Genomic DNA, 3,805 nt, shown 5'->3' with positions numbered 1-3,805 from the left:
AGTATTGATTTTATTTGGCTTTTTGTGCCGGTTGATTTGAAATTTTTTTTATCTTTTGCTATTATATTCATATTGAGCCTTTAATCCAAAGTTTAGATTTTGGTTTTTCTTTGGATTGTTTTTTTTATTATATATCAAAAATTCACTCTTGGCTAGATTTTGGGTCAAGGTGATTTTTTTATACTGTTCTTTTTCTTGCAAAAGCCTTAAAAGATAAGCTTCTAACAGGATTATAGGCCTTTTTACTCAAATTTGTTTACAGGGAAATCTAAAATTAACAGTATGTTTTAAAAAAGTTTGCTTGTTTTTAAAGTAAAATGATGCATGATTTGTGTCGTTTAGGTGATACCATAAGTATGGTCAAAATTGATTTAAGTGAAAATGTGGACAAACTTGATGAAAAAATGTGTGAATTTATGAGTAATTTGGGGTAAAATCGGTTTTTATTTGACTTTGCTTAAGGATGAGCTAGTATTTGAGGAATAATTGGTTATATCTTGAACTGTTATTGCTATGTTTGCTATTTCATATTTTGTAGTGCAAGTGTTTGTGATGTTAGGAAAATTTTGGGGAGGTGATATTTATCAGATATTTATCAACAGATGCAATAATGTGTATGTAACTTGTGTTAAATTATTTTCATCACAAGTTGATGTCAAAAAAAATATAAGGTTATGTAAGATTTGTTGAACTGGTTAATAATGTAAATAAATGCAAATACAAAAATAAAAAAAAAGAGTAATAGTAAGGTGAGTGGTATAAAATAGTGTTTTGATGCTGATGGTGGTGATGATGGGATGTAATAATGGGGATAAGGAAGTCGGAGAAAGTAATTTTTGTTGAGTTTAATGTTTTGGGATTATGTTCATTTGTTACTGGAACTTACAATTTCTTTTTTTAATGGGTTATTCAAATTTTAATGTTTTAAACAACCCATATGATTTATTTACAGGTAAAATTTTGATAGATAATTGTTTGTTAGAGCTTTTCTAAGCATATTTTAAGAAAATTATAAACACGAATAAATGATTCGATATTAAGTTTTTCTTTTGGAGAATGTGCATAGTCAGCATCAGGACCAATGGTGATAGCGTCAACATTTCCAAGTTTGGCAGCTAATATACCAGTTTCAAGTCCTCCATGTGTTATATGTAATTTAGGGACTTTATTATATAGATCTTTATAGATTTTTGTTAAATGACATATAAGTTTATTCTCATTAGATGATGTCCAGGATGGATAATCGTTGGTGATTTTAATATTTGCGCCTGCTAAATTACTAATAGCGTTTAAATGCATGAAAAGATATTCTTTTTCGATTTCCAGTAAAGATCTTGTCTTAAAGGTAAAAATGTACTTACCATTTGAATTTTTTAGACTGGCAAAATTAAGAGAAGTTCTAACTACTCTTTCGTCATAATTTTCCATTTTGCAAAGACCGTTGATAAGACCCATTCCCATATTTAAAATTTTATCTTGACTTTGAGGGTCTAAAATTTTACCGTTGAAATTTTTTTCAGACATAATAATTTGAAAATTATTCTCTAGGTTGTGCATAACTTTTACTTCATTGACGAAATAATTAATCTCATTTTTGAGTAAGTTAAGATCTTTATTGTCAATTACTATTAAAATCTTTGCTTCACGTGGGATTGCATTACTTTTGTCTCCACCAGAAATGTCACTAATCTTTAATTTCATTTTTGATTGAAGTTTGTTTAAAAAGAAGAATGTTAATTTCAAAGCGTTGCCTAAATCTTCATGAATTTTTCCAGCGGAATGTCCTCCTTGAAGACCGGTGAATAAAAGTTCTACAATCATATTATCTTGAGTATGTATGTAGGTTGGTGAAAATTTTATTTCAATTATGCTAGATCCTGCGCAACCAATGGTAAATTTGCCTTCATTTCCTCCATCTAGATTAATAAGATTTTTGGCTTTACATTCGCTTGCATCAAATGCAATGGCACCATCTAGAGCAATTTCTTCATCTGAAGTGAAAATTAATTCTAATTCAGGGTGAGTAAAATTGTTAGATTCACTCATAAGAGCCAATAACATTGCAACTCCACTTCCATTATCAGCTCCAAGAGTAGTTCCGTCAGCTACAAAGTGACCATCTTTTTCCATAACTTTAATTGGATCGTTTTGAAAGTTATGTGTACTAGAATCATTTTTTTCGCAAACCATATCTGTGTGAGCTTGAATGGCAATAGGATCTTGGTTGCTATTGTTGGACTTTATTTTAACTAAGATATTATATGCATCATCTTCTTTAAAATAATGTCCAAATTTTATTGCTTCGGATTTAATATAGTTATTAATTTTTTCAAGGTTCCCAGAACATCTTGGAATCTTGGATATTTCTTTAAAATAGTGAATTACAACATTTTCCATATTGTTTTTTTACCTCATTATTAATTTTTGACATAAATATGTAATACTATAATTGTAGTATTGCTATATACTATTAATATTATTATACCGTAATGACATAAATTTTTTATGTTTTGAATTTAATATAATGAAGTATTATTTTATTTATAAGGGAGGGACTATGATAGTTCGATTTTTTTTATTATTATCAATTTTTATGTTTTCTTGTAATAGTGGAGATAACTTAAATAATGCAGAGAATGGTAATAATAAAAAAAATAATCGTGTAGTGTTTAAGGTAGCTCTAGGTGCGGAACCTACATCAATTGATCCGCAGTTTAATAAAGATACTGTAGGAACTCAGATTATTAATGAAATGTTTGTAGGAATTGTGAGGACAGATCCCAAAACAAGCGGATATAAACCTGGACTTGCTAAAAGTTGGGATATTTCTAGTGATGGTAAAGTTTATACATTTCATTTAAGAGATGATCTTGTTTGGAGTGATGGTGTTCCAATTACGGCAGAAGGAATAAGAAAATCTTATCTTAGAGTTTTAAATAAAGAGTCTAATGCTCCTTATGCTGATGAGGTTATGTATGCGATTAAGAATGGACATGCTTATTTTGAAGGCAAGGTATCAGAATCTGAGCTTGGAATTAAAGCTATCAATGATAAGACTATAGAGTTTAGTTTAGAATCACCAAAGCCTTATTTTTTAAACATGTTAATTTATAGAGTGTTTATACCAGTACCAATACACGTAGTAGAGCGATATGGTGATGGATGGGTTAATCCTGAAAATATCGTTGTTAGTGGTGCTTTTACGTTAAAGGATAGAGTTCCTGGTTCTAGTATCACGGTGGAACGTAATCCTAGATATTATGATGCATTAAATGTTGAAATAGATGAAATTACATTCTTTACTACTGACAATGCTTCAACTTCTTATCATATGTATCAGAATGGTGAAATAGATTTTATGTTTAATCAGACTATTCCTGCTGATTTAATTAAGGATGTAAGGTTGAGAGATGATTATTATGAGGGCCCATTTAATGCTCTTTATTATTATCCTTTTAATATAACTGTAAAGCCTCTTGATGATGTTAGGGTTAGGAAAGCATTGACATTGGCTATTGATAGAAAAACTATTACAGATCAAGTCACTGCTAATGGTGCAATTCCTACAAGAGCAGCAACTCCAAATTATGAATATTATACATATGGTAAAAATTTGCCTTTGTTTGATCCCAAATATGCAAGGAAGTTGTTAGCTGAAGCTGGGTATCCTGATGGTAAAAATTTTCCTAAATTAAAGTTGTTGTACAATACTAATTCATTGCATAAAAAGGTGGCTGAGTTTGTTCAAAATGGATGGAAAAGTGTTTTGAATATTGATATTGTGCTTGAAAATCAGGAGTGGGGA

At 29.8% G+C, this 3,805-nt stretch carries 2 protein-coding genes; one reads left to right on the top strand and one right to left on the bottom strand.

What is annotated here, in order from left to right:
- Positions 1–978: 978 nt before the first annotated feature.
- Positions 979–2,397, bottom strand: a complete 1,419-nt coding sequence (gene pepD / locus U881_RS0100085) for a beta-Ala-His dipeptidase (protein WP_024652874.1) — start codon at positions 2,395–2,397, stop codon at positions 979–981.
- 160 nt (positions 2,398–2,557) lie between these two features.
- Here pepD and U881_RS0100080 point away from each other — a divergent pair.
- Positions 2,558–3,805: peptide ABC transporter substrate-binding protein (locus U881_RS0100080; protein WP_024652873.1), on the top strand; the 1,248-nt coding region annotated here is incomplete at its 3' end.

The sequence above is a fragment of the Borrelia persica No12 genome, from assembly GCF_000500045.1.
GTDB classification, from domain to species: domain Bacteria; phylum Spirochaetota; class Spirochaetia; order Borreliales; family Borreliaceae; genus Borrelia; species Borrelia persica.
The sequence above is the reverse complement of the archived record's forward strand: the minus strand, read 5'-3'. Positions and strand labels throughout refer to the sequence as shown.

What these genes read in the sequence shown, in the direction of transcription:
- pepD (WP_024652874.1), bottom strand. Translation starts at nt 2,397, where the DNA reads ATGGAAAATGTTGTAATTCACTATTTTAAAGAAATATCCAAGATTCCA.